The sequence below is a fragment of the Paenibacillus sp. GCM10012306 genome, assembly GCF_042649265.1.
Taxonomy (GTDB): Bacteria; Bacillota; Bacilli; order Paenibacillales; family Paenibacillaceae; genus Paenibacillus_AQ.
Genome location: NZ_JBHRYW010000022.1, coordinates 38,169 through 63,335 on the forward strand (window position 1 = coordinate 38,169; position 25,167 = coordinate 63,335).

A 25,167-nucleotide genomic window follows, 5' to 3' on the forward strand; every position below is an offset into this window, starting at 1 on the left:
GACAGGCGCTTCCACTTACTGAAGCGGACTGGCCAGGAGGCTAAGCTCGGGATTGTTATCCAAGGCCTGCTTGCAGTAATCGCAAGTAACCTTTACCGTAATCTCGCCTTCTGAATCATACGCTATTATATCTCTGCGCTCCGCAGGGGTCAAGGAATGTAGGCCAAGCTGCACTTCTGTCGCATCGCTTCTGTGAATGCTGCCCAGAAAGGTTCTGCAGTGCCTGCATACATAGTTTATTGCCATCTATATGCCTCCTGAAGGTAGTATATACCTTCAGTATGCCCGGCTGACACTGTCTTTAGCCCGGTACAAAGACCGTTACAACATATTAACCGTTGAATTTAGCCATGGTCTGTTCAAACGTATGCTTAAGACTAAACTCGAGCGCATCACAGGTACTCGTAATCGTATCCTGCAGCTTGTCTCCATCTTTCTTGGCAAAAGTGGACAGTACATAATCCACTATCGCATAGCCCGGCTCAGGGCGTGAGATGCCCATTCGAATCCGGTTAAAGTTCTGGGTTCCCGTGTGCTGAATGATGGATTTAATTCCATTATGCCCGCCAGCACTACCCTGATAACGCAGCCGTACCTTGCCTAGCTCCGTGTCCAGGTCATCATAGACTACGATCATATCTTCAAGCTGAACTTTGTAGTAGTCCATATATGCGCGTACGGCTTCACCAGAGAGATTCATGAAGGTCATTGGCTTGATCAGTACGGTCTTAACTCCGTCGATCACTCCTTCACCGATAACCGATTTGCATTTGTTCTGATTGAAGGAAATTCCGTGTCTGGCTGCCAGTTCATCCAGCGCCATGAATCCGACATTATGCTTAGTCTTCGCATATTGCGGACCGGGGTTCCCGAGTCCAACTATCCATTTCATTGCTGAACGTTCCTTTCCCTTCGGCTCTTTGCGCAAGTGATTACTGTTTTTGGTACAATGGAAGCATAAGGGCTTCTTGGACCGACATTACACTTTCGAAGACAGGTGATTATTCTATGTTACGCCAGGGCGAGAAATTGATACTTCACCGCCATTTCCAGTATCACATCCAGTATGCTGTGCCTGTCGAGATTTACCTGGACAATGTGCACATAGACATCGGTATACTGACGGCAGTAGATGAAGGCTTTGTAGAACTGCAGGGTACGCTGTACAACCGTAGCCGCTATACCTTCATCTCCCGTCCCGGGTACTAGAGACCACACGATTTCCCCGGCATCACGCCGAGAAGGGTTACATCTTCCGAATAGGAGAGGTGTAACCCTTTATTTATTATACAGTTGTTTCTAGCCTGTATGCCTTATTCGATCTCGAACAGCTTGCTGATCGACAGCTCCTCGTGCACACGGATGATAGCTTCGCCCATCAGTGGAGCAACGGACAGCACCTTCAGCTTCGAAGTTGGGTTCTCGCTACGGATTGGAATGGTATCCGTCACGATAATCTCCTTGATTGGCGAGTTCTCCAGACGCTCATGCGCAGGTCCAGACAGAACCGGGTGGGTACAGCAGGCATACACTTCCTTCACGCCGCCTTCCATCAGGGCATTGGCACCCAGCACAATTGTTCCGGCTGTATCAATGATATCGTCAATCAGGATCGCAGTTTTGCCTTCAATGTTACCGATGATGTTCATAACTTCACTGACATTCGGCTCTGGACGGCGTTTATCGATAATAGCCAGTGGAGCATTCAGGAAATCGGCCAGTTTTCTGGCACGAACCACACCGCCGTGGTCAGGAGACACAACAACAGGGTTCTCGATTTGCTTGGAGCGGAAATACTGGGCCAGAATCGGTACGCCGAGTAAGTGATCCACCGGAATATCGAAGAAACCTTGAATCTGCATCGCGTGAAGGTCCATCGTAATGACACGGTGCGCGCCTGCCTTCTCAATCAGGTTCGCTACCAGCTTGGCCGTAATCGGATCGCGTGAACGTGCCTTACGGTCCTGACGCGCATACCCGTAGTAAGGAATAACCACATTGATGCTCTTCGCGGATGCACGCTTGAGTGCGTCTACCATGACGAGAAGCTCCATCAGGTTGTCATTGACCGGACCGCAAGTCGACTGCACTACATATACATGGCAGCCCCGTACGCTTTCCGACAGTTTCACCTGAATCTCGCCATCGCTGAAACTGGTAGTGTGCGACTCACCCATTGGAATGCCGATATAGTCCGCAATTTGACTGGCCAGCTTGGGATTAGAGTTACAGGTGAAAATTTTTAACTTGGAATCACAATAAGTCATAAAATATAAACCCTCCGTGACGGAATTTAGCTTTCCAAAGGCGCCGGAGCGAAAAATGTTTAGTCCGTCCGGCGATTACAGCAGGACATTACGATGGACTGGAATTATCTTTCTTTGCTTTCGCACGGGCACGGATCTTCACCGCATAGCCCTCTTTATTCTCTTGCCGCACTCTAGCAATGGCAAGATCATGATCCGGAACGGAACGGGTAATGGTTGATCCCGCAACAACATAGGCCCCTTTGCCCACGTTAACGGGAGCGATGAGATTCACGTTGCTGCCGATAAAGGCATCATCGCCAATCTCTGTCTTGGCTTTATTATAACCATCATAGTTGACGGTGATTGCACCACAGCCGACATTTACATTCGAGCCTACAGATGCGTCACCAATGTAACTTAGATGCGACACCTTGGAACCATCGCCGATCGTGGCATTCTTGATTTCTACGAAATCGCCGACTTTGACTTCCTGCCCCAGTACAGCACCGGGACGTAAATACGCAAAAGGCCCAACGGTGGTCCGTGCGCCAACTTCTGCCTGATTCAATACGGATTGCTTGATCTCAGCTCCGTCTAACACACGGGAATCTTCGATTTCCGTTGACGGACCGATCACACAGTTCTCTCCAATATCGGTTGAGCCCTTCAGAATTGTTCCCGGATACAGAACAGTGTCCGACCCAATGACTACCTCTGCTCCAATATAGGTTGAGGCAGGATCAATAATGGTTACTCCGTTAAGCATATGGTAACGATTAATGCGGTTACGCATATGGGCTTCAGCCTCTGACAGCGCCAGTCGGTCATTCACACCAATAGACTCCGCGGCATCCTTTGTCTGGTAACCCAGTACAATCTCGCCCGAAGCCCGCAGTATGCCGATTACATCGGTCAAATAATACTCCTGCTGGTTGTTGCTGTTCGTGACTTTCTCCAGAGCAGCAAACAATTTAGCATTATCAAAACAATAAGTGCCTGTATTAATCTCCTGTACAGCAGCTTCCTCCGCAGTGCAATCCTTCTGCTCAACAATCTTTTGTACTCCGCCGTCTTCCCCGCGGATAATACGTCCGTATCCTGTAGGATCATCCATAACAGCGCTGAGCACGGTTGCTGCCGCCTTGTTCTCTTCATGCAGCGCCATCAGCCCGTTAAGCGTCTCCGTCGTAACCAGAGGGGTATCCCCGCAGATCACAATCGTCGTTCCTTCTTCGCCGCCCAGCAAATCCTTGGCCTGTTTCACGGCATGGCCGGTTCCGAGCTGCTGTTCCTGCAGCACATATTCCGCCTTGTCGCCCAAATAAGCCTGAACCGCTTCCGCGCCGTGTCCAACGATGACAATACTCCGCTGACATCCGGTCGCTTTTACTGTATCAAGCACGTGCCCAACCATCGGCTTTCCGCAAACAGGGTGCAGCACCTTGTATAATTTAGATTTCATCCGCTTGCCCTGGCCTGCGGCAAGTACTACTGCCATTCTTTTCAAGAATGCCAACCTCCTACTCTTGAACTCACTACTGAATATATCTCATTCCGGGCAAAAAGAAAAGAGAACCATGTAGGCATGGTTCCCTTTTCTCCGAACCCCAATGATAAAGACCGTTCATGCTGGACCTTAATTGATGCGGTAAAAACCATCAGTAAAGGCAGCACATTTTTGCAATATCAGGAAGTCACTTCAAAGGGATGCTCATACTTTCTGATATTATAAATAACGGCATGGCCTGGCACCGCCCCGAAGGGCAGCTGTTAGCGAGTAGAAAGCGCATCCTAAGCTCCCTCTTCGATAACTTCTTCTTCTTCTGTAGCGGCGCGATCGTACTCGGCCAGAACCGCAGATTGAATCTTCTCGCGTGTGCCCGAAGAGATCGGGTGTGCGATATCGCGGAACTCTCCGTCCGGTGTACGCTTGCTCGGCATAGCAACGAACATCCCATTGTTCCCGTCGATGACGCGAATGTCATGAACAACAAACTCGTTGTCGATGGTAATGGATGCAATTGCTTTCATTCTCCCCTCAGAGTTAACTCGGCGGAGTCTGACATCCGTAATTTGCATGTGTGTGTTCACCACCTTTTTCCATCAGAGACTTGGTGTATAATTCCACACAGCAATGCGAAATCCTTCTTTTTCATACCAAAAAATGACTGTTTAAGAAGATTATTTTTGAGCATCCATTGTTTTCGACATGTTTCGGGCGTTTTACTGTTTATTCCTCATAATTTCGACAAATTACTCCGTATTTGAAAAAATACGCGGACCTGCCATTTCAGCTAACCCGCGTATCTCTATTCACATTTCCGTTAAAAAAAGTAATTTCCCGGATGCGCGGAAATTTTCCGCTCCTTGGCGTCTACTTCGCTTAGTTTCACAAGCGACACATATTCGTGCAGCAGCCGCTCTTCTGATTCTACTGCGCCAGATTCCACCAGAACACCAACACCCGCCACTTCAGCATTAAACTCGCCGAGCAGATCCACCATTCCACGAATGGTTCCCCCTGCTTTCATGAAGTCATCCACGATCAGTACCCTGGATTTCTCCTTCAGGGCCCGTCTGGACAGCGACATCGTGTGGATGCTCTTATGCGAGCCGGATACATAATTAATACTCACTGCCGAGCCTTCCGTCACCTGATGGTCACGACGCACAATCACGACTGGCAATCCCAGCTGCGCAGCTGTGGCATAAGCCAGAGGAATCCCCTTGGTCTCTACGGTCATAACTACATCGATGTCCTGATTGCTGTAGGCAGTGGCAATGATCTTGCCAGCCTGCTCCATCAAGGAAGGAAGCCCAAGCAGATCAGACATATACAAATACCCGCCGGGAAGAATGCGATCGCTATGTTCGAGCTGTTCGCACAGACGCTTGGCAAAGTCCAGCGCCATTTCCTTCGGAATCATCGGAATATAGCGCACTCCGCCTGCCGCACCGGCCAGGGTCTGAAGTTCGCCCATACCTTCACCTTCAAATACCTCTTTTATAATAGCCAGATCTTCACTTACGGATGACTTCGCCGCACCATAACGCTCCGCAAAAATGGACAGCGGCAGCAGGTCATGCGGCTTCTCCAGCAAAAATTGGGTCATGTCAACCAAACGCTGACTTCGTTTTAGTTTCTTCACAGAATACTCCTCGCCAAAACCGAATATTATAGAAAAATATATCACTTTTGTACGGGTTTATACAAGAGAAGCCTGCTATGTCAGCGACCGTACTGCATATACTTCCTTACAAAATCCGCGCAATCCGTTATAGATCCGCGCTACCTTTGACTGCTTTGAAACCAGCCCGAACACGGTAGGTCCGCTACCAGACATCAAGACCCCGTCAGCCCCGAGCTTGATCATCGCATCCTTAAGCTGCTGCACTTCCGGGTGCAGCTTCAGCGTCACGTCCTCCAGGACGTTGCCTAACCTGTTGCATACACCGTGAAAATCGCCAGCCTCAATGGCCGCACGCATCTCACTAGCGGACGGATGCACGGCGATATTCCCGGCACGCACGCGGCCATACACCTCAGCCGTCGATACATTGATCGGCGGCTTCGCCAGCACCACCCAGCACTGCGGGGGACTGGCAATCGGCGTCAGCTTCTCCCCACGGCCGGTCGCAAGGGCCGTGCCGCCCGTCACGCAGAAAGGCACGTCAGAGCCAAGCTCAGCGCCGAGTTCCTGCAGCTCTTGCGCCGGGATACCGAGGCGCCAGAGCCTATTGAGGCCGCGCAGCGTAGCTGCGGCATCGCTGCTGCCGCCGGCAAGCCCAGCGGCAACCGGAATTCTTTTATCCAGATGGATATGTACGCCGCTCCGCACATTATAGCGGTCTTTAATCAGCCTTGCGGCCTGAAAGGCCAAATTCTTCTCATCCAGGGGGATATACCCCGCCTGGCTGGATATTATAATCGAATCCCTCGGCGTCTCCGACAACTCCAAACGGTCTGCCAGATCCACCATCGTCATTATCATTTCCACCTCATGAAAACCGTCAGCGCGCTTATGCAATACGTCCAGCATCAAATTGATTTTGGCCGGCGCTTTTTCGTACATTTTCAAGGCGTTCACCCACCTTCAGCTTTTCCCCTAAAAACAACTTAACATATTATATGAGAAACTGGTATCGAAGTCCATTCTTCAAATGTAATGGATCTCTGAAGACAGCACAAAAGACGCCCCATCTTGGCAGCGTCTCTCGAAGTCCCACACACCCTAAGCCTTAATCCGATCTACGTGCAGCCTGCTCAGCGAGCTGAATGGCCCGCTTGACCATATTTCCGGCATCCTTCGCTCTGATTCCACCCCAGCCTTCACGCTCCACAGTATCGTAGAACCCCAGTTCCTTGGCCAGCTCGGTCTTCAGTTCCTCCGACATCGTGCTACGTCTTCTTCGGCTCACTTAAGGTCCCTCCCTTAATGCATATTTGATAATGAGCAAATTGCCTTATTAGTATGCTTGCCAGGGGAAGGGATCATTCATCCAACAAAAAACAGCCCCCAAAAAGGAGGCTGTTCGTGAATCATTAAGATTTAATATACATGATCCGCATCTGCCCGTCATCTTCACATACTGTGATTTCCACAGATTCGGTAAGTATATCGGCATAGCTGTAGGAGACACGTTTGAACGTTTGTTGCTCCTGATCCAATTTGACAATAAAAACAGAAGGGTACGTTTCTTCCAGGACACCGGTGCGTTCGACGGTTTTACGGCGACCACCATTTGCACGTAGCGTAATCTTATGACCGACGTGAGCTTCGAGACTGCGTTTGATTTCCAACAGCGCGTTATTAGCCATTGCCTGACGACCACCTCTTTCCTTGTCCATTATACATCATTTTACATTCGATGTCAAAGTAAATAAATAATTATAAATTATGCCAAAAGGGATGTCAATGGATTTTTTTCGGGGGAAAGATCGGCTGTAATCAATGCCTTGTTATCGGTAATAAGCATTATCCTGAATTGTCCTTATGAGGAGTGTGTCCCGTTCCCGGCAGATTATGAGCGGCAGACCCTTTTTTTCTAAAAAAGAAAGAACCGGGCTTCCGCCCGGCTCTCCTCTGTTACGTATATAGCCGCTAAAACGGCTCTCTCTTCCTCTGAGGCGTGTGACACGTGTTAAACCACCGAAGGGGTGACCTTCAGTGCAGAGAGGTTCTGCAAGCGTGGCATCCCGACGCGGAAGCTGCCGCGTGTCTCAATGCCGCCCACACCCTGATAGCCGCTAATGGTGTTGCTCAGCACGTCGTTCAGGTTAACCGTGTCCCGGACGGAGGTGAATGACGCTTTGGCTGCCACATAGACAGGGTCCAGCGCGTGAATCAGAATCCGTCCCGGCGAGCTAGCGAAGTTGGCTCCTGCACCCAGCAGCGCCTCAAAATGTGATTGGCAAGCGCCCGCAATGATAGTGAGCGAGTCGAAATTCCGTTCATACTCCCGGGCCACCCGAACTGCGGCCACGAAATTCTGTGAATTTTTGTAGCTGTTCAGGTTATAGAGATCATAAGTATGCTGCTGCTTAAGCACCCCATCATGCCCGGTAATCACCACAATATCGGGACGGACACGGGGCAGTAGCCGGTAGAGTGTATCGGCCATGGAGGACTCATGTACATGATGGCCCTCGGCAGGAATCCGCAATTGCTCATACAAGCTAAGGCTTTTATTCAAATAGGATGCATCCCCGTCCAAATGCAGCACTTTGCCTGGCACTTCAAAATAAGCCGATTCTGTAGAGGATTGATTCCACAGCCCGCCCGTACCGTTTCCACTGTGCTGTGTTTGGTCCTGACGGTCCTTGTGCAGCTGCGTCAACGATTCTTTTGCCTTTATCTGCGCTCGCTGTCCCAGCTCTGTGATCCGGGTAGGAGGCACCTGTACCAAGTCGTCCAGTGGGGAATCCGCCAGCAGACGGAATTCTGTCCCCTTGATAACGGCTCCGGTCTGTACGATGCGCTCTACTCGAAAAGTCACGTCACCGCCATAAGATTTGCGAACGACCAAGTCTCCTGAATTCATCAAAACACCACCTTTACCCCATCGTATGGGCAAAGGCCGCGGTTGGTTCATATTCCGGCGTGTTTTTAAATATCTGCCCCCAATTAAGGATGGCAACCGTTTCTATTTAGCTCAAACGACGCCTGCGGCTAAGAGAACTCCGCTGAGCCGGGCATATTCCTCCAGGCTCAGTGTCTCTCCGCGTCTGGTCGGCTCGATTCCCGCTTCGCTCAGCAGCGCCTCTAGACGCTCACGCCCCTCTCCTGGGAAGAAACGGGTCTTGAGGTTATTGGCGATCGTCTTGCGCCGCTGGGTAAAGGAGGCCTGTACCACGTCGAAGAAGTGCTTCTCATCGGCAACCTCTACCGGCGGACGCTCCCGTACCTTCAGCCGGATTACTGCCGACTCAACATTCGGCTGCGGAATGAATACGGTGTGCGGCACAATGCAGACCAGTTCTGGCTCACTGTAATACTGCACGGCAATACTAAGACTGCCATACTCTTTGCCGCCTGGGGAAGCTGCCATCCGTTCGGCAACCTCCTTCTGGATCATGACAACGATGTTATCGAGCGGCAGCTTCTCTTCCAGCAGCTTCATAAGGATCGGGGTCGTAACATAGTAAGGCAAGTTAGCAACTACGCTCACTCGATCTACGGAGGCGAAGTCCTCCTTGAACAGCTGCTGCAGATCCACCTTTAGCACATCATCATTGCGAACCTTCACATTAGGGTACGGAGACAGTACATCCTTCAGAATCGGGATTAACCGTCTATCGATTTCCACCGCTGTTACAGCACCGGCGGTTTGTGCCAGGCGCTCTGTCAACGCGCCGATTCCAGGACCGATCTCCAATGCACCAGCGGTGTCATCCAATTCAGCGGCATTTACAATTTTATCGAGAATATTCTGATCAATCAGAAAGTTCTGGCCCAGACTCTTTTTGAATGAGAACCCGTACCGCTGAATGATTTCCTTTGTCCGTTTAGGGGTTGAAACGCTCTCTTTGCCAGTCATGAAGATATGCCTCCCTGTTCAATTTGGGCGAGGGCTCCGGCAAACTCCTCCCGCGTAATGCCAAACATTGCAAGCCGCTTGAAGAGCTGCTTACCATTGCAGTACCCAATACCGAGCAGATTGCCAAGAGCCATCCGCCGCTCTGCGGCCCGGGGATGCACAAGCATCCCTGCCGCCATCAGGTCATCCAGCCCGATCAGGGCTGGTGCGCCCTCAAAGGACGTATGTACATGCGCCAGGGCGTGGCGGATTGCCTCCGGTGTAGCATTTTCCACGCCAATATCGCCTTTACGGGTCGCATCTTTCTCGGGAATGAAGGCATGCTTGCAGCCCGGCACCTTGCTTGAGACGATCTTGCGGATACGCTCTCCCGCGTGGTCCGGATCGGTTAGGATAATGACGCCCCTCCGTTCCATGGCGAGCGCTATTTTGGCAATCACCTTCTTGTCCACTGCGGAGCCGCCAGTCTCGATGGTATCAGCCTGTACCGCCCGCTTGATGGCTATCGTGTCGCTCTTGCCTTCGACAACGATCACTTCCTTAATCATAATGTTTACTCCTTCTCGTAAACACAAAAAGAAGAGGATTCGCTCCCCTTCTTTTTGGCTAAAGAATGTATAAGTGATGAGCGGTAGCTCTGCGATCATTTCATGAGCACAAGTTATTCTTAACTGCTACCCTCACTATAGCTGATTCAATGCAATTTTGCAAAAGCTCAAACTTAGTTAAGCTCCGGTTTTACAGGTCCAATCACATACACTGTACGCGACTTACGTCCGAAATTACGGGCATGGCTCAGTGAATCGTAGTAGACGTCCACCTTATTGCCTTTGATAGCGCCACCAGTATCTTCTGCACGGCGGAAGCCCAGGCCTTCGATATACACCCACCAACCGATCGGAATTACACTAGGGTCCACTGCAATCGTACGTCCTTCCGTTACGCGTGTGCCGGAGGCGGTACGGGTTCCAATACCGGGTTCTTCCGAAGAGTAAGCGGTCATCGACATGTTCTTAATTAATTTCTTGTATTCAAAATTGACACCTGATTTAGTGACGGTGTTGGTGCTCTTGGCACTGGTTTTAGTTGAAATAGAAGCATTGGCAGCTTTGGAATTAGCTGTTTTGGAAGTTGTTGTTGTTTGGGCCACTGTAACAGGTTTTGGGAGAGGCTTTGTGCCAACGGCGATAATCTTGTCTTTGGTCACCGTCTGTACTTCCTTCCCAACCATACGCATGGAAGCCAGTTCACCATCTTGATAGATCTTTTCGATGTGCTGGATCATGACGCCTGGTGCGCCCGCCTGTGCCACTCTGACTGTTCCCTTGGTAAGGGAGGGGTCTGCCGTCTTAATAACTCGATATGGCAAGTTCGTTGTCCGCTGTACAGTTTGTTTGTTGATGCGAACAATCTTGATATCCATATTGGCAGAGATGGTGGTATCTAGCGAAGGGAAAATCTTATCATGGCCTTCGAGGGCAATACCCAGCTTCTTGATGGCCTGACCGATTGTTTTCTCGGTCGTATAAAAAATCTTTTTTGCACCATCCGCAGTAAGGCTGAATGGCTGTGCACGGTTAATCACGACACGGTCGCCGTCTTTTATTTCATCACTAAGGCCTATAGATAGTTGATCATGCGGCTGCAGCGAAATTTGCTCTTTTGCTAGTGCATCACTGAGAATCGCTTCACGCGTTTCCAGAGACTGAATTTTCCCGTCTATTACTAAAGTGATCTGCTTGCTGCTTTGACCGTGTACGTACAGCAGAATGATCAGCGTGATCAAAATCGATAACACGCCGGCAAGTGAAAGTACGCGAAAATTCACTTGTTCCCACCGTAAAGCGTAAGACCTGCTGGATGATTGCGAATCATGGGATACTTCTGGTTGGAATACGCCCACTCTCTCCATCCTCCTTACATAGCCCCGTCGTCAGCTGTATACCAAGATGTCTGTAATCATTCGGACGAAACTATTCGAGATTGTCACAGGACACGCTATTTGCAATACCTTTGCGTCTCCTGCTCATGGATCGCCTGCCCGGCATAGTGCTCCCCCCACATCTGTTATATAACAGTATGCAGGGTACATTCGCATTATTCAAAATAAAAGAAGCCTAAAAAGAGTTCTATGAGGACTCTTTCGTGGCTTCTCCGATGTCAGAATACGCGGCTTATGCACGAGGTTTCCTCTCTTACTTTCGCCTACGGGGTTAGCTGTCGGGTTCGGACGAAAGAGAGACGCCCTATCTTGGGTCACCCGCTCACGGCGGTTGCCCTTAAATTCACCCCAAAGACCACGTAAAGAAATCAACTAGTGTCTGCGGCAATCTGAGCTGTACTTGATGTACTCTGCATGCGGCAAACAATATTGGTTCCCCCGTTCTCCATACAGAAGACTCAGCGAGACGATCCATGATAGCGTGAACTGTCACTATAACAACAGCTCACTGCACTGAAAAGATGATATCCTGTTTTGATGCATGTTGTAAAGGACGATTCAACCACGTTTACGCAAATATAAGGTTAAAATATTGTAATATTCGGTGGTTTTTTTGTTAAAAAAGTTTAATACATCGGCTATCCTCTATTTTTCACCGTGTTTTCTCCCGATTTCACTCAATGCCAAATCGTTCCAGCGCGTTCGCATACGTAATTTCAGCCAATTCCTCCCAAGTAATCCCTTTAATTTCTGCTGCAGCTTCTGCCACCAACTTGACATGAGCACTCTCATTTCGCTTCCCACGGAAGGGGTGTGGTGTCAGATATGGGGAGTCCGTCTCGATCAATAAACGGTCCAGCGGCGTCTGCGCCAGCACCTCTTTGGGAACCCTTGCATTCTTGAACGTTATCGGTCCTCCGAAGGATAAATGGAACCCCAAATCCAGGCACATTTTCGCTGTTTCCCAGCTACCCGAGAAGGAATGCATTACACCGCCAACCTCGTTAGCCTTCTCCTCGCGGAGAATTCGCACTACATCCTCATGGGCATCCCGATTATGAATACAGATAGGCATTTTCAGCTCACGGGCCAGTCCAATCTGCTTGCGGAAGACCTCGTGTTGCACGTCCTTAGGAGAGGTATCCCAGTAATAATCAAGGCCGATTTCACCAATGGCGACTACCTTCTTGTGACTGCACAGCGAGGCGATCCAATCCAGGTCTCCCTCTTTCATGTCGATGGCATCCACAGGATGCCATCCCACTGCTGCATAAATATAATCATACGCTTCCGCGAGCTGCATTGTGGTTGGAATCGTCTCCCGATTGAATCCGATATTGATCATTTTGCTTACACCGGCCTCCACCGCACGGGCAATCATCTGTTCGCGGTCCTCGTCGAATTGCGGAGCATCCAGATGGGTATGTGTGTCGAATAAGTACATGTACTGTTGTCCTCCCGGTCTTGATTTCTATATCTATCGATAACTATTCAGTCATTATTTGGCGAATATTTCAGCAATGGAATCAGGCAGTTTTGAAAGCGCCTTATTCAGCCTGTCTTGAGGAAAATACAGGTGATATCTTCCACGGTGAATACCGCTGATGGAACGTACAATATCAGAAACCTCCGAGATCTCTCGCAGCCGATCCTGCCGATCAAGCAGTAATATTTGGTTGCTGTCAAAACTGTCTCCCGGACGGAAAACGTCATATGGAAGATCTGTCGGAAAATCAATTTCCAGATCGTATTCGGGGTTTAGCCCCGCTTCGGCAAAGCTACGGCGGATTTCGTCAATCGTCTCCGTATCGAGACTCTCCATCTCCACATATTTATACAGTTTACGATGAATAAACCGGCTGCACAAGTCGCTCAGCAGTCCATCCTCTTCCTGCGTCCATTGCATGAAGGCCGTTTGGACCAGCGCCTCATCAAGCAGTAAATATTGTTCTACTGTCACTTCTCCCTGAAGCAGGTCACCCAGCGGATTGATCATGAATTTAAACTCATACCCCTTTAAATACAGATCTTTAGCCCGGCGGAAAATCTGCCGTAAAATAATTTCGGAGCTGCGTGTTACTGGATGAAAGTATATCTGCCAGTACATTTGATACCGCGACATCAAATAATCCTCTATCGCATGCATTCCTGATTCCTTAACTACAACTCTTCCATTATAGGGACGAAGCACCCTTAGAATCCGATCAATGTCAATCGTGCCATAGTTCACACCAGTGTAATAAGCATCGCGCAGCAGATAATCCATCCGATCTGCATCTAGCGGGCTGGACACCAAATTCACAACAATTTCATGTTCATAGGTTTTAGCAATAACTGAGGCGACTTTCTGAGGAAAGTCTTCCTCTACATCTCGCAGAATATCGGTAATTTCTGTGTTCTCTAGAATGATCCGGCACGTCCAGTCTTCATGATTCATCTCAAAAGCTTCTTCTATAGAATGAGAGAACGGCCCATGCCCCAAATCATGCAGCAGAGCCGCACACAGCGTGAGCATTCGTTCCTCCGGAATCCACCCTTTATATCCGCTTCGTTCGAACTGGGAAATAATCCGACGTGTAATTTCATAGACACCAAGAGAATGCGAGAATCGGCTGTGTTCTGCACCATGAAAGGTCAGATAAGAGGTACCTAGCTGGCGAATCCGGCGCAAGCGCTGGAACTCCTTAGTATTAATCAAACGCCAGATGATTAAATCCTGCACGTGAATGTAATTGTGAACCGGATCCTTGAAAACCTTCTCTTCTGTGAGCGGCTGCTTCATGAGATCAACTCCTTCATCTAATTTTAATTAGTCATTTCGAGCTTGACGGTATATAATGGTTAATAATGTCGCACTTTGTCGAATTATGACACATATTGAGTTGTTTAATCGACAATATTTATCCTTGTAATTTTTGGGTAGTTTTGCTTGAAACCTAACAACACTATACATTTTCTTAAAATTACCCTAAAATTCGCTAGAAAAAAGGTTGACTGTTTTGGGAATCGTTGGTATTATGGATATCATAAAACAGTGAACAATGTCGAATAATGACGCTTTTGATATTTGAAAGGGGCAACGATGGCTATGATGAAATCAACAGGAATTGTAAGAAAAGTAGACGAACTGGGACGGGTTGTTATTCCAATTGAATTACGCCGTACGCTCGGCATTGGTGAAAAGGATGCGCTCGAAATTTACGTGGACGGTGAGCGGATCATGCTTAAAAAATATGAGCCTGCCTGCATCTTCTGTGGCAATGCCGAGAACGTAACTTATTTCAAAGGAAAAATTGTTTGTCATGAATGCATTTCTACTATCCCTACCCCTGTGACAAACTAAAACAAATAGTATATAATAAGAATAAATCAAATTGTTAATTCTAACCTTTTTATATCTCCTTGGCCCTCCGTGTATGCGGGGGGTACTTTTTTTGTGGGGGCACCCTCCCAAACCCTCCCTGCAGGGAGGGCCCCAAAGGGCTGCCAGCCCTCTGGACACCTGGAAGGGTACACCCGCGGAACGTTCGACAATCGCGGACGGAAGCAGGTGGTAGTGGTAGGCCCGGCCCTTCTGGCCTCGTCATGCGGCGCGGGCGGTTGAGCTGCATCGTGCGGATTGCGGCGGCTCTCCCTGCGGGAATCGCCTTACGTCTGTGTCAGTGTGACGTCTAACACCGAGACTGCTACAATCTACGGGAATGGATCGCTCTCCCTTCGGGAATCGCTAGCGTCGACGGTAGTCGTCCTTTTAGGGCGGGCCGGTGAGCTACGGCGTGCGGACTGCGGCGGCTCTCCCTCCGGGAATTGCCTTACTTCGGCACGCGGAGCTACTTTTAGATCCGGGCGTGCTACAAACAACGGGGATCGATCGCTCTCCCTACGGGAATCGCTAGCATCGACGGTAGTCGTCCTTTTAGGGCGGGCCGGTGAGCTACGGCGTGCGGACTGCGGCGGCTCTCCCTGCGGGAATCGCTGGCGTTAGCGGTGGTCCTTACTTTCCAAAATAAACGCTAAGTGTTTTCTCAATATTGCCTCAACATTATTAAACATCATCAACCTTGTCCAATTAATACATTTTAATCCATATAAATGAATTATTTAGTGCGAACTTAAAAACCTAACATCTTGGATGGGTGAAACCCTTGTGCAAAGGATACAACTTGGTGAGCCTTGAATGTCTCGTGTGTCCTGGATAGCTTGGGTAACTATTCGTAAGCGATCATTCTTACGTTCAGCAAATAGAGGCGCTTTAACCTCGATTAAATAGGGGGCGGCATTCCCCCCACGCCCACACCTACTGGAATATTCGACTGATCCCACGTTTGAACTTAAAGAAAATTTTATATAACAGGAAAATATACTTTTAGTTTCTAAATTACAACTTAATTATTCTAAATAAAGGGAACTCATTCTGTTAGAAATCCTCTTTTCCCGCGATGATATAGCCATCTTTCAGGATACGTGTTACCTGAATCTGTGAATTCCTTAGGGCAAAGAGTTCTTTTGTGCCTAAGGATACAGCGAAGGACATTATTGGACGTTGGAGTTACGTTGTGTTTTAAATACGTTGGGTTTTAAATGCGTTCTATATAACGATTACCTTCTATTCCCGCTCCAGCAGCGCGTTATAAATATCTCGTTTGGCGACGCCGCGGTCGGAAGCGGCTTTTTTCATAGCTTCTTTGCGGGGGATGTCGTTGGCCTCGTAGTGGGCTACGTGTTCTTCAATGCTTAGCTCACGCCACCAAGCGGAATCGGCAGCAGCTGCCTCTTCTTTACTCTCGCCCTCAACGACGATGACATATTCCCCAAGGGGAGGATGCTCGGCTAGCCAAGCGCCGCACTCTTCAATCGTTCCGCGCAGGAACTCCTCATAACGCTTAGTCAGCTCGCGAGCCAGAACAACACGACGGTTACCGAACGCCTCCTGCAAATGCTCCAAGGTCTTAAGTACCCGATGCGGGGACTCATAGAACAATAATGTTCCCTGAGCAGAACGCAGAGGAGTTAAGACAGCACGAATGTCTTTACGTTCCCGAGGAAGGAATCCGGCGAAAGTGAAGGTTGTCGTCGGCAAACCGGAAGCGATCAATGCGGATAACGCAGCGTTCGCGCCCGGCACTGGAATGACCGGGATACCATGGCTAATAGCAAGCGCAACAAGGTCAGAACCCGGGTCAGAAATAGCCGGCAGACCGGCATCACTGACAAGCGCCAAATTTTTACCTTCTATTATATAGCGGATCAGCTCCGGCCCACTCGCCGCCTTATTATGCTCGTGATAGCTGAACAGCATGGATGGGGTAATCTCAAAATGGCTCAGCAGCTTTCGCGTATTTCGTGTATCCTCAGCGGCGATAATGTCGCACTCCTGGAGGGTGCGCACAGCACGATAAGTCATATCCTCCAGGTTACCGATCGGTGTAGCCACAAGATAAAGAGAACCGCTCCCCTCTGGACGTCCTCCATCGTTATTTTTTTGAAAACTGCTTTGGCAAGATATTGTCATGATCTACCCTCTCCGGCTCCAAAATAGATGTCCATAATCTCCGGACAATATTGATTGTTCTCATCGTAAACGATCAGCGGCGGCTGCAAACGCACCTCGGGCTTGCCGTCACGCGCTGCTTCGATTAATACCATGTTAGCCTCAAGATGTGCTCGCGGGTGTACAAAACGGATACTTTTCGGCTCCAATCGGTACTGGCGCATCAAGCTGATAATATCGGCCAGACGCTGCGGTTTGTGTACCATACTAACCTTGCCACCCGTACGGACAAGCCGGACACAAGCCTGAATGACTTCCTCTAGTGTACAGCCCAGTTCATGACGGGCCATCGCCTGGTGTGTATTCATTTTGAGATCGCTCCCGTTCAACGGCATGTATGGTGGATTAACGGTGATCGCGTCATATACGCCGTATCCAGCCACTGTATGCAGCTCACGCAAATCGCCTTCATGGATGACAATCCGATCCTCCAGACCATTCATCGCTACACTCCGGCGAGCCATGTCAGCAAGACGGGGCTGAATTTCAATTCCTTCTATAGAAGCATTGGTACGTGTAGTCAGCAGCATAGGAATAACGCCATTGCCCGTACAGAGGTCAAGCACTCTACCACGTGGCGGAATACCTGCGAATCGGGCCAACAGCACAGCATCCATCGAGAAGCTGAATACCTCGTCGCTTTGTATAATATGCAGATCATGGGTCAATAAATCATCCACCCGCTCCGATGGAAGCAGAGGAATGGCTGCATTTTTGAACGAATTCATCTTGTAGCTCTCCTTACCATAAAAAAATTAAAATAACGTATGTCTCTTCTATATTACAAAAAAACCGTAGGCGTAAATCTCCTACGGCTGGATATCATTTATTAAGAAAAGAAAGACAGAACAGACAATCACCCTCTGTACGCAAATGCCCAAAGTAAACATTGCAGATGTGAAAGCCCTCATGGTATAGACGAGCCAGGTTATCATAACCTTCCCCGACAACCTCCTCCGTTCCTTCGCTTGCGGCCAGAAGCGCTTCCGCTTCCGCCGAATCCACGTTAGGATCAAGGGGTGCTTCCCTCTTTAATATTTTTCTAAGTTGTTCATTTTCGAGACTGAGCCTTTGATTGGTTTCCATCAGTTCTTTTACCGTCTGTTTCCAATCGCCAATACTTAAGCGCATCGTTTCCATCTGCGCTTCCATATCCTGCATGTGTGCAAATATATTTTTCTTCTCCAAGTTTCCACCCCGAAAGTAACCTTTATGGTTTACTTGACGACAACATCATCCATTGGAAGTTCCTTCACTTTGCCCACTTCAAACAGCTGTACATGAATCGTGCGGTTTCCAGCATTAATGCCTACAACCTTGCCTTCCCCTAAAGAGGTAATGACCAATTTACCAACTGCCGGCATTTCTTCCTTCACGCTTTCATAATTATCATGCTCAAACTTCAAGCAACACATGAGCCGTCCGCATAATCCGGAAATTTTGGTCGGATTGAGCGAAAGGTTTTGATCCTTGGCCATCTTAATGGATACCGGCTCGAAATCGCCTAGCCAGGATGAACAGCAGAGAACCCGCCCGCAGGGACCCAGTCCACCCAGCATTTTGGCCTCATCGCGTACACCAATCTGCCGAAGCTCGATCCGGGTACGGAAGATACTAGCCAGATCCTTGACCAATTCACGGAAATCGACACGTCCCTCAGCCGTGAAGTAGAAGATGATCTTGTTGCGGTCAAACGTGAATTCGACATCCACTAGCTTCATTTTAAGGCCATGATCACGAATTTTATTTAAACAGGTGGTAAAGGCATCCTTTGCCGCACCTTTATTCTCCTCTACCACGCGTGCGTCGGTTTCACCGGCAATACGCATGACTTTCTTCAGAGGTAGTACAACGTCAGACTCCTGCACCTCTTTTTTGCCAATGACGACCTTGCCATACTCAACCCCACGAGCCGTCTCAACAATCACGCATTGATCCCGTTCTATCGGAAAATCCAGCGGATCGAAGTAATATATTTTACCCGCTTTTTTGAAGCGGACACCTACTACGCTGTACAAAAATTAACCCCCTTGTTTGCCGGTAAAAGGAACCTAAGGGCAAGTCCGCTCCCTGGTAATGCATGCTTGTCCTTCCTCATCGGTTACACCAATACTTCCAGGCTGAAGCGACATATGGAGGATATTCATAATTATCCTTTAGCTTTCCAGACGGATTAAGAACTGCTCCAGACAAAGCTGGGCATTGGCATTGGAGCGTAGCTTTCTTTTACTCTCTGCAGCAAACTCCATGTAACCTACCCACTGTTCCGTAGTCCGCTGACGGGCATGTCTGGAAATAAAGTCTAACTGATCTATGAAAACGATACTTTCGTGCTTTCGGTACAGGAAGTAGAGCATATCTTTGAACCATAGATGGAACATGCTGAATAGAGTATCCAAATGTTCACCGAGCCCGGTCTTGAACAGCTTCACCCCCGCAGTTGCAAGTGCGGAGCTGCCTTTGCCCAAAGACTCCTTTGCTAATTGTAACACTAGATTTCTCATTTCTGCAAACCAATTCTGTGCCAAAAGTTCCCTGCAACCCTCAAGCCCCGAGGTCAAAGAGACGGCGCAGCGGGCCAAGGGAAGTGGAACTCCATCAGAAGCGAGCGACTGCAGCATTAGATCCGGATGAACAGGACTGAATGGAATGCGCTGTGTTCGTGATTGTATCGTCGGTAGCAGCGCCCGGCTGTTGTCCGAGATCAGAATCCCCACGGCCGGTGCTGAAGGCTCTTCAAGAAATTTCAGCAGGCTGTTTCCGGCTTGCACCGTCATTTTGTCGGCTTCATCTATAATGTAGATTTTCGGATTAACGCCTTCGGACCGATAGGAGAACATTCGCTGTAGCTCACGAATTTGATCAATCTTGATACTGGCCCCATCAGGTCGCAGGATCGTCAGATCAGGGTGATTCCCATGCTCTACCTTCCGGCACTCCAGGCATTCCCCACAAGCATCATCTTCTGACACTGTACAAAATATGGCCTGCGCGAATGTTAGAGCCGTACTCATCTGTCCGCTGCCGGATGGCCCGCTGAACAGATAAGCATGGCTCACGGTATCGTTACGCAGTGCGTTCTGAAGCAGCCTTTTGGCATCCTCCTGACCCAATATATCATGAAAAGACATAAATCCCTCCCAAATCACTCTTAAAAAGCAAGGTTTAACAATAGACCTCGGACTTCTCCCACCTTACCTAACAGATCTATGCGCCCTTGCTCGCTGTTTAGCAGATCATCTGCCATCGTGAGCAGCGTAGCATCAATTTCTTCCAGCAATTTGTAGCGTTTGCTGCGGCCCCGTCGATCCCAGCCCTTTGTATCTTTCAGAGTTACGCCACGCCGTGCCGTTTCCTCCAGAAACCGTTTGATCAACGTCCGGTAGATAGAAAGTTCCCGAACCGTCATGGATTTCGACAAACGGTCGCCTTGAAGCTGAATTTCGCGAATTTGACGATTTAGCTCATCCTTCGTTTTCTGTTCTCCCTGCTGCTGGAACACATCGGAGAACGTTTTTTGCTGAACAGGTTTGTTCAACCCCTCCGTGTTGGAAAGCTCGCTCTTCAGAGGTCTGTAGCCCGGGTTGATCTTCAAGGTTCATCTACCGCCTTTATTAATAATATCAGAAGGGCAATAGCCTGGGGCGCTCTTCCTGATATTGCAAGAATAATGTATTCTGTAGGATAGCTTTAGTAATGTTCAAAACGGTCAACAGGAAGTACAAATACGGTTGCACCACCGACTTGAACCTCTACAGGAAGCGGCAAATATGAATCTGTCGTACCACTCATCGGTGTTACCGGAGTGACAAGCTGCTCACGTACCTTGCAACTATTGCGGATAACACTCAGCACGGACTCAACCTGAACGTCCTCCACCCCAATCATGAAGGTAGTATTGCCCGCCCGCAGAAATCCTCCTGTACTGGCAAGCTTGGTTGCACGAAAATTAGCTTTGACCAATTCACTGGACAACCGGTTACTGTCCTTATCCTGGATAATCGCTACGATCAACTTCATCTTCGCATTCCCTCCTTAAAGAAATATGGAGCTGTCTGGATTAGATCAGCTATCCTTATATATTTGACAAAACTCATCAAAAACCCTTTAATAGTCTCTCTTCCAGTGTTCGCACAATATCTTGCTCCACCATATGGAGTGGACGTCCGGCATCGAGCACCACAATCCGGTCCGGATTGTTATTCACCACAAGTTGGTAGCCCTCGCGCACCTTCTTGTGAAAAGCCAGACTCTCCAGATCCAGTCTGTTCACTTCCCGATCCTGATTGGCAGCGATCCGTGCAAGACCTACCTCGGGTTCAATATCGAGATAGAAGGTTAGATCCGGCATGCGGCCCCCGATGGCAAAACGATTGATATCCCAAACTGCTTCCATACCAAGACCCCGGGCATATCCTTGGTACACCAGACTACTATCTACAAAGCGGTCACACAGCACCGTAAGCCCTTCCTTTAAAGCGGGCTCGACGACCTCCGCCAGATGCTGGCTTCGGGCTGCCGCATACAGCAACGCTTCCGTACGTGAATCCATTGCGGTATGCGCCGGATCGAGAATAATGGAACGGATCTTCTCAGCGATCTCAATTCCGCCAGGTTCTCGGGTAATCAGATAAGGAATAGAACGGTTCTGCAAATAGGCTGCTAATCTCCCTATTACGGTCGTCTTTCCGGCCCCTTCCCCCCCCTCCAGTGTGATAAAGAAACCTTGTCGTCCCACTTAATCCTCTCCGCCTTTCTTCGTGTTGTATACCATTATATGCTGCAATGCGGAATCCGCACACGCCTGAAATTTCGCTCCGCCTCTAGCCAAGCCCATCAATCTTTGACATACAGACATTGTGATCTTTTCTCCCGGATAAAGCAGCGGGATACCTGGTGGATAAGGAATAACCATTTCCGCTGCTATTTCCCCAACGCTATCTGCAAGCCTCATCGGCTTCATATCTCCAGATGACACTGGTTTGAGCGAGAAAGGTACAGGTGCCGAGAATAATTCCCTGTTAAAATTGTTCCACGTGGAAACATCGGCGTTCGCGACAGATTCCATCTGCTCGTCTTTTTTACTGATCCCATGGTGTTCCTGCACTAGATAGGAAGTTTCGGCAGAAGTAACGACCGCTTGACCGTTCATACTCTCATACGGATCATCGGTCGCCACCCGCCGCGCTCCTCTGGACGCACGTTCCTCTTCATCAATCTCCCGCAGCGCGTGCAAAAGCCGCTGCGCGTCCTCAGCCGAGGACCCGAGGCTGAACAACAGCACTACGTGCCGGTCGTCGCTCATCTCCGGCACACAGCCCTTAGCTTCGAGCCGCCGCTGCAGCTCGAAGCCGCCCAGGACCCCGGCGCCGTCATAGAGGACGGCCTTGAAGGGGTCCTGGGTGGTGTACGCCGCCCCGCGCAGCGGCGGCGTGTCACTTCCGGCGGTGGCCACACCACCACCGCCGGTGTGCTGCAGCGGCGCAGCCGGCTGCAGCAGCCTGAAGCGCGGCAGCTCTGCGAGGCCGCGCTGGAGAACGTCCACGGCCGCGAGCCCCGCCGTAAAGGCTTCGGGGCCCCGGCTGTGCAGCAGCCGCCGGGCCAGGTCCAGCGAGCCCATCAATGGGTACGATGGGCTCGAGCTCTGCACCATGGCAAGCCGCTGCCGCAGCAGGGCCCGGTCAATCCGCGGTCCCTGAACGTGCAGCATAGCGCCCATGGTGAGCGCGGATAGCATCTTGTGCGTGGACTGTACGACACCGTCCGCACCACACATCAGCGCCCCGGCAGGTAAAGCCGGGTGCTGCCCATAATGCGCGCCATGCGCTTCATCCACTAATAGCGGGACTCCGCTATTGTGGCAAGCCTGCGCTAGGGGCGTAAGATCGCTGCCCATGCCGTAATAGTTCGGCATGGTTACTAATACAGCGGCGGCTTCAGGGTACGCTGCAAGGGCAGCCTGCACCGTCTCCGCCGCTGGAGCCACCGCAAGTCCGCTTAGCGGGTCAATCTCAGGCTCCAGGAACACCGCCCGAACCCCAGCGAGCATTAACCCGTGAATAACCGATTTGTGTACATTGCGCTGGACAATCAAAATTATGCCGGGTTCAGGACATACCGTCAGGATTAACGCCAAATTACCGGCTGTACTTCCTCCCACCAGAAAAAAGCTTTCCTCTGCCCCAAAGCAATCCGCCGCAAGTTCCTGCGCTTCCTTAATCACACCCTCAGGGTGGTGGAGATCATCGGTTCCTGTAATTTCAGTTACATCATACTTCATAATCTCACCTAGAAATCCAGCCCCCCTAGGTGCGTCTTCATACGCTTTGCCATTTTTATGCCCAGGAACATGATAAGAAGTATTACCCTGAGCTTTGTACTGCTCTAACATCTCATATATAGGCGCACTACTGCGCTTGTCCTTATTCATTATCCATTCCTTCCGGTAGGGTTAACCTCTATTGTATCGTAAATACGCGCAAACGCCTATGCCGCAGTTTTTCCTTATAAAAACACAACAAAACGGCTCCCCCGTTAAAAGAACGGTGAAGCCGTATAGAAAAGTTATCTTGCAACCAACGTAACACCGATCCACCGCCCAACCTTAATTCTATTTCTGAACTACGCTTGCAATTGCGGGATCAAGCGTTTTTTTGAAGTTGGATTTTCTTCATCTGACCGATAAAAAAACGATATTTAGCATCCTCCGCCTCAGTCCGCACCATTTCAGCCTCACAATCCTCACAAATAAAATGTGAGACAATCACGATACCTTCCTCTTTCATCTGTCCACAAATGATACAAGCTTGTTCCGGTTGCTGATCCATTAAGCATCCCACCTTGACTCTTTTAAGAACAGTATGATACACCTTCTATCATTTTAAACCTTTTCATAGTATTTTCATATCTATATGATTGTATTTTATCTATATTCAGGTCCTGCCCCTAGGGTTCTTCACAGTTCGGTTAAGAAAAAGCCCTCATCAACCGATATTAAAAACATTGAGAACTTATGAGGAGGTCCGCCCTTTTATATGGAACCCAACACGAAAAGTGCAGCTACATTCTATCAATATAAACTAATCCGGAAAATTAACATAACCCAACCACTCCTAAGTATTTATATTACAATCCCCATGGTGTGTCTGGTACTGGAAACGGTATTCCTTTCCTGGTGGAGTATATTCTTTATGATTATCGCCGCGCCTGTCGTCTTTTGGATACAATATGTGATTTCAAGATCAGTGCTAGTAATTATGGGCCATCCTATCGCCAAAAGATGGGGCATCTCTTTTAAGCTCCCGTGGCTCGGCTACATGCCGGACCAGTACATCAGCTATCGTTTGTTCCGCAAAGTACAGCTGCACAATTTTTGGATCGGTCTTTGCATTGCAGCACTCTTTATTGTCTGGTCTCCGCCTGCCTTTACGGCCTCACTGGTGGTATTCCATCTTTGGCTGTTAATCCCGCGAGTATATACCTTGCTCCGGCTGCGACGGGAAAGCAAGGAAGGCATGCTCAAATTCAACCCAGCCGATGCTTCCTATTACTCGCAATGATCAGTTAGTACAATACTCCTTCTAGATAGACTCCGGCAAAATTAATCCATAACAAATAAAGGCCATCCCTTGTAGGATGGCCTTTATCTATTTTCCTCCCAGACTTTTAACAGAAGTTTTCTTTTCCTTCGGCACCATCACGATGAAATAATCATCATGAACAGATAAATGCACCGTTAGTCCATCCTTCTGAAAAACTCGCGAGCCCGTCTTCTCTTCCTCGTCCTGCTCTACCCAGCCCCATTCTTTAATGGTGTTCAAATAAGGTTCTGGTATACTATCCTTCTCCTTCAATCCAGGCAAAGAATAACGTACGTAGTCCATTGCTACATTCGTAGTTGTCCGATCAGGAGAATTAGCTTCCTTAGGAACTGGGAAACTCTTTTCATTCAATGCACCCTCAAATATATCCCAGGAAGGCTGCTTCGTTCCGCAACCCACCAGCATTATACCAATTATACAAAAAACAATCAGCATCCAGAAAGGTTTGGTTGGCTTCATACCTTAAATCCTCCTTACCTCTACCATGCATCTAAAGACACAAGAAAATTCGGTTCATGAATTTATAAGTAGTTCATTCGTATCAAATCTTACTAGTGGCACTTTTCTATTATACTTGTATCATCCACAGTGTCGGTAACAAAAATGTCATCCTATTGGAGACAATTTAGCACTATTTGATCTTTTATATAAAACAAAAAAACCATTGCTGAAGGTTCAACAATGGTTTTATGTGCTTGGCGGCGTCCTACTCTCCCAGGACCCTTCGGTCCAAGTACCATCGGCGCTGGAGGGCTTAACGGTCGTGTTCGGGATGGGTACGCGTGG

30 protein-coding genes, 1 rRNA gene and 1 riboswitch are annotated in these 25,167 nt (G+C 49.1%); of the genes, 4 read left to right on the plus strand and 27 right to left on the minus strand.

The window, feature by feature from the left end; genetic code table 11:
* Positions 1 to 15 precede the first annotated feature (15 nt).
* Positions 16 to 246, minus strand: coding sequence for an anti-sigma-F factor Fin family protein (locus ACFORK_RS28210; protein WP_066367922.1), 231 nt, complete (start codon positions 244 to 246; stop codon positions 16 to 18).
* A gap of 85 nt (positions 247 to 331) precedes the next feature.
* A complete protein-coding gene (pth, locus tag ACFORK_RS28215) occupies positions 332 to 892 on the minus strand; it encodes an aminoacyl-tRNA hydrolase (protein WP_379205410.1) in 561 nt (186 codons plus the stop codon).
* Between the two features lie 116 nt (positions 893 to 1,008).
* Between pth and ACFORK_RS28220 the strand changes: the two genes are divergently transcribed.
* Positions 1,009 to 1,209: a hypothetical protein gene (locus ACFORK_RS28220; protein WP_066367928.1), complete on the plus strand. Its 201-nt coding sequence runs from the start codon at positions 1,009 to 1,011 to the stop codon at positions 1,207 to 1,209.
* Positions 1,210 to 1,313: 104 nt separating this feature from the next.
* On the opposite strand, the gene ACFORK_RS28225 is transcribed toward ACFORK_RS28220, so the two are convergent.
* The 13 genes from ACFORK_RS28225 to ACFORK_RS28285 form a co-directional block, all read right to left on the minus strand.
* Entirely contained in the window at positions 1,314 to 2,267 is a 954-nt protein-coding gene (locus tag ACFORK_RS28225; protein WP_066367931.1) for a ribose-phosphate diphosphokinase, read from the minus strand.
* A gap of 88 nt (positions 2,268 to 2,355) precedes the next feature.
* A complete protein-coding gene (gene glmU, locus ACFORK_RS28230) occupies positions 2,356 to 3,756 on the minus strand; it encodes a bifunctional UDP-N-acetylglucosamine diphosphorylase/glucosamine-1-phosphate N-acetyltransferase GlmU (protein ID WP_379205411.1) in 1,401 nt (466 codons plus the stop codon).
* A 284-nt stretch (positions 3,757 to 4,040) separates the two neighbouring features.
* Complete coding sequence (gene spoVG, locus ACFORK_RS28235) at positions 4,041 to 4,328, minus strand: septation regulator SpoVG (protein ID WP_020425826.1); 288 nt, start codon at positions 4,326 to 4,328, stop codon at positions 4,041 to 4,043.
* A 245-nt stretch (positions 4,329 to 4,573) separates the two neighbouring features.
* The gene (gene purR, locus ACFORK_RS28240; protein WP_379205412.1) at positions 4,574 to 5,398 is read right to left on the minus strand and encodes a pur operon repressor; all 825 of its coding nucleotides are present in this window, start codon (positions 5,396 to 5,398) and stop codon (positions 4,574 to 4,576) included.
* Positions 5,399 to 5,473: 75 nt separating this feature from the next.
* Entirely contained in the window at positions 5,474 to 6,328 is an 855-nt protein-coding gene (gene ispE, locus ACFORK_RS28245) for a 4-(cytidine 5'-diphospho)-2-C-methyl-D-erythritol kinase (RefSeq protein ID WP_379205413.1), read from the minus strand.
* Positions 6,329 to 6,488: 160 nt separating this feature from the next.
* Positions 6,489 to 6,668, minus strand: a complete 180-nt coding sequence (locus ACFORK_RS28250; RefSeq protein WP_066367955.1) for a small, acid-soluble spore protein, alpha/beta type — start codon at positions 6,666 to 6,668, stop codon at positions 6,489 to 6,491.
* Between the two features lie 124 nt (positions 6,669 to 6,792).
* Positions 6,793 to 7,068 (minus strand): biofilm formation stimulator Veg, encoded by a 276-nt coding sequence (gene veg / locus ACFORK_RS28255; protein ID WP_066367960.1) that lies wholly within the window; start codon positions 7,066 to 7,068, stop codon positions 6,793 to 6,795.
* A 323-nt stretch (positions 7,069 to 7,391) separates the two neighbouring features.
* Positions 7,392 to 8,291, minus strand: a complete 900-nt coding sequence (gene yabG / locus ACFORK_RS28260) for a sporulation peptidase YabG (RefSeq protein ID WP_379205414.1) — start codon at positions 8,289 to 8,291, stop codon at positions 7,392 to 7,394.
* Positions 8,292 to 8,402: 111 nt separating this feature from the next.
* Positions 8,403 to 9,287 (minus strand): 16S rRNA (adenine(1518)-N(6)/adenine(1519)-N(6))-dimethyltransferase RsmA, encoded by an 885-nt coding sequence (gene rsmA, locus ACFORK_RS28265; protein WP_379205415.1) that lies wholly within the window; start codon positions 9,285 to 9,287, stop codon positions 8,403 to 8,405.
* Positions 9,284 to 9,835, minus strand: a complete 552-nt coding sequence (gene rnmV / locus ACFORK_RS28270) for a ribonuclease M5 (protein WP_379205416.1) — start codon at positions 9,833 to 9,835, stop codon at positions 9,284 to 9,286. The genes rsmA and rnmV overlap by 4 nt, the downstream gene beginning before the upstream one ends.
* A gap of 173 nt (positions 9,836 to 10,008) precedes the next feature.
* Positions 10,009 to 11,190 carry a resuscitation-promoting factor gene (locus ACFORK_RS28275; RefSeq protein ID WP_379205417.1) on the minus strand — a complete coding sequence of 394 codons (1,182 nt, stop codon included), beginning with the start codon at positions 11,188 to 11,190 and terminating at the stop codon, positions 10,009 to 10,011.
* A gap of 284 nt (positions 11,191 to 11,474) precedes the next feature.
* A riboswitch (cyclic di-AMP (ydaO/yuaA leader) is annotated at positions 11,475 to 11,703 on the minus strand.
* A gap of 199 nt (positions 11,704 to 11,902) precedes the next feature.
* Positions 11,903 to 12,673 carry a TatD family hydrolase gene (locus ACFORK_RS28280; protein ID WP_379205418.1) on the minus strand — a complete coding sequence of 257 codons (771 nt, stop codon included), beginning with the start codon at positions 12,671 to 12,673 and terminating at the stop codon, positions 11,903 to 11,905.
* 54 nt (positions 12,674 to 12,727) lie between these two features.
* The gene (locus ACFORK_RS28285) at positions 12,728 to 14,011 is read right to left on the minus strand and encodes an HD domain-containing protein (protein WP_379205419.1); all 1,284 of its coding nucleotides are present in this window, start codon (positions 14,009 to 14,011) and stop codon (positions 12,728 to 12,730) included.
* A 306-nt stretch (positions 14,012 to 14,317) separates the two neighbouring features.
* On the opposite strand from ACFORK_RS28285, the gene ACFORK_RS28290 reads away from it, so the two are divergent.
* Together ACFORK_RS28290 and ACFORK_RS28295 are read left to right on the plus strand one after the other, a co-directional pair.
* Positions 14,318 to 14,572 carry an AbrB/MazE/SpoVT family DNA-binding domain-containing protein gene (locus tag ACFORK_RS28290; RefSeq protein ID WP_042123095.1) on the plus strand — a complete coding sequence of 85 codons (255 nt, stop codon included), beginning with the start codon at positions 14,318 to 14,320 and terminating at the stop codon, positions 14,570 to 14,572.
* Between the two features lie 321 nt (positions 14,573 to 14,893).
* The gene (locus ACFORK_RS28295; protein ID WP_379205420.1) at positions 14,894 to 15,214 is read left to right on the plus strand and encodes a hypothetical protein; all 321 of its coding nucleotides are present in this window, start codon (positions 14,894 to 14,896) and stop codon (positions 15,212 to 15,214) included.
* Positions 15,215 to 15,835: 621 nt separating this feature from the next.
* Here ACFORK_RS28295 and rsmI read toward each other — a convergent pair.
* The 10 genes from rsmI to ACFORK_RS28345 all read right to left on the minus strand — a co-directional run bounded on the left by rsmI (position 15,836) and on the right by ACFORK_RS28345 (position 23,607).
* The gene (rsmI, locus tag ACFORK_RS28300) at positions 15,836 to 16,741 is read right to left on the minus strand and encodes a 16S rRNA (cytidine(1402)-2'-O)-methyltransferase (protein ID WP_379205421.1); all 906 of its coding nucleotides are present in this window, start codon (positions 16,739 to 16,741) and stop codon (positions 15,836 to 15,838) included.
* Positions 16,738 to 17,508, minus strand: a complete 771-nt coding sequence (locus ACFORK_RS28305) for a tRNA1(Val) (adenine(37)-N6)-methyltransferase (RefSeq protein ID WP_379205422.1) — start codon at positions 17,506 to 17,508, stop codon at positions 16,738 to 16,740. Before ACFORK_RS28305 ends, rsmI begins: the two co-directional genes overlap by 4 nt.
* 94 nt (positions 17,509 to 17,602) lie before the next feature.
* Positions 17,603 to 17,968 carry a DNA replication initiation control protein YabA gene (gene yabA / locus ACFORK_RS28310; protein ID WP_379205423.1) on the minus strand — a complete coding sequence of 122 codons (366 nt, stop codon included), beginning with the start codon at positions 17,966 to 17,968 and terminating at the stop codon, positions 17,603 to 17,605.
* Between the two features lie 29 nt (positions 17,969 to 17,997).
* The gene (locus tag ACFORK_RS28315; RefSeq protein ID WP_379205424.1) at positions 17,998 to 18,798 is read right to left on the minus strand and encodes a PSP1 domain-containing protein; all 801 of its coding nucleotides are present in this window, start codon (positions 18,796 to 18,798) and stop codon (positions 17,998 to 18,000) included.
* Positions 18,799 to 18,936: 138 nt separating this feature from the next.
* The gene (gene holB, locus ACFORK_RS28320; protein ID WP_379205425.1) at positions 18,937 to 19,911 is read right to left on the minus strand and encodes a DNA polymerase III subunit delta'; all 975 of its coding nucleotides are present in this window, start codon (positions 19,909 to 19,911) and stop codon (positions 18,937 to 18,939) included.
* 20 nt (positions 19,912 to 19,931) lie between these two features.
* Positions 19,932 to 20,375, minus strand: coding sequence for a YaaR family protein (locus tag ACFORK_RS28325; protein ID WP_379205426.1), 444 nt, complete (start codon positions 20,373 to 20,375; stop codon positions 19,932 to 19,934).
* A gap of 95 nt (positions 20,376 to 20,470) precedes the next feature.
* Positions 20,471 to 20,800 (minus strand): cyclic-di-AMP receptor, encoded by a 330-nt coding sequence (locus ACFORK_RS28330; protein ID WP_066368004.1) that lies wholly within the window; start codon positions 20,798 to 20,800, stop codon positions 20,471 to 20,473.
* Positions 20,801 to 20,876: 76 nt separating this feature from the next.
* Complete coding sequence (tmk, locus tag ACFORK_RS28335) at positions 20,877 to 21,518, minus strand: dTMP kinase (RefSeq protein ID WP_379205427.1); 642 nt, start codon at positions 21,516 to 21,518, stop codon at positions 20,877 to 20,879.
* Positions 21,519 to 23,210: an aminotransferase class I/II-fold pyridoxal phosphate-dependent enzyme gene (locus tag ACFORK_RS28340; RefSeq protein WP_379205428.1), complete on the minus strand. Its 1,692-nt coding sequence runs from the start codon at positions 23,208 to 23,210 to the stop codon at positions 21,519 to 21,521. It abuts the gene before it with no gap.
* A gap of 211 nt (positions 23,211 to 23,421) precedes the next feature.
* Entirely contained in the window at positions 23,422 to 23,607 is a 186-nt protein-coding gene (locus ACFORK_RS28345) for a sigma factor G inhibitor Gin (protein WP_066368015.1), read from the minus strand.
* Positions 23,608 to 23,814: 207 nt separating this feature from the next.
* On the opposite strand from ACFORK_RS28345, the gene ACFORK_RS28350 reads away from it, so the two are divergent.
* The gene (locus ACFORK_RS28350) at positions 23,815 to 24,339 is read left to right on the plus strand and encodes a hypothetical protein (protein WP_379205429.1); all 525 of its coding nucleotides are present in this window, start codon (positions 23,815 to 23,817) and stop codon (positions 24,337 to 24,339) included.
* An 87-nt stretch (positions 24,340 to 24,426) separates the two neighbouring features.
* Here the strand turns inward: ACFORK_RS28350 and ACFORK_RS28355 are convergent, their stop codons facing one another.
* A complete protein-coding gene (locus tag ACFORK_RS28355) occupies positions 24,427 to 24,840 on the minus strand; it encodes a hypothetical protein (RefSeq protein WP_379205430.1) in 414 nt (137 codons plus the stop codon).
* 234 nt (positions 24,841 to 25,074) lie between these two features.
* A 5S ribosomal RNA gene (gene rrf, locus ACFORK_RS28360) occupies positions 25,075 to 25,167 on the minus strand; the annotation flags it as partial.